A 771-nucleotide genomic window follows, 5' to 3' on the forward strand; every position below is an offset into this window, starting at 1 on the left:
ATTGCTGGTGGCCTTTGCATCTTTCTCGCAGTTTTAGGGATAGCTTTACCCGTACTGCCAACCACGCCTTTCCTCCTTCTTGCCAGTGCATGTTTCATGCGAAGCAACCCCAAAGTTCACAAATGGATGCATGAGCATAAAACGCTGGGTCCCTTGTTGAACAATTGGTATCAACACGGTGCTGTTACCAAGCAAGTAAAAACGCGTGGCGTGTTCTTTATCTTGTTAAGTTTTGCGTTATCGATCTACTTTGCCCCGATCATTTGGGTCAAGGCTTTCCTAATTTGTGTACTTGTTATTCTTCTCACATGGTTTATGCGACTTCCAACCCATGAGTTGGTTGCTGACAGCAAAGAAAATCACTACCATTAAGCCAGTGTGCCTGCTTGTATAGCGGGCGTTTATTATTTCAGCAATTTGAGTTATGACTCTCGTTGCAATGAAGTCCAATCGTACCTTTCCTTAATTCCGAGCGTTGATGTTTGATTCGTTAACGAGAGTTTGGAAAGCGGCCTAATGAAGTGCATAAGATTATGAACACAGAAAAAATCTCTCTGATCAAAGCAAGCATCAAAAGCATTCCTGATTACCCTAAAGCGGGTATTTTGTTCCGTGACGTAACAAGCTTGATGGAAGATCCTGCCGCGTACAAAGCGACAATAGACCTGTTAGTGGACACATACAAGGGCATGGGCTTTACTAAGATCGTTGGTACTGAAGCTCGTGGTTTCCTATTTGGTGCGCCTCTTGCTCTTGAGTTAGGTGTCGACT

General features: G+C 44.0%; 1 protein-coding gene and 1 pseudogene. Both read left to right on the forward strand.

Annotated features, from left to right (window positions below; genetic code table 11):
* Entirely contained in the window at positions 1-372 is a 372-nt protein-coding gene (locus AB4496_RS25185; protein WP_029223120.1) for a YbaN family protein, read from the forward strand.
* Positions 373-533: 161 nt separating this feature from the next.
* Positions 534-771, forward strand: a pseudogene (locus AB4496_RS25190) (adenine phosphoribosyltransferase); the annotation flags it as partial.

The organism is Vibrio sp. 10N.222.46.A1 (genome assembly GCF_041473595.1).
Classification (GTDB): domain Bacteria; phylum Pseudomonadota; class Gammaproteobacteria; order Enterobacterales; family Vibrionaceae; genus Vibrio; species Vibrio tasmaniensis_A.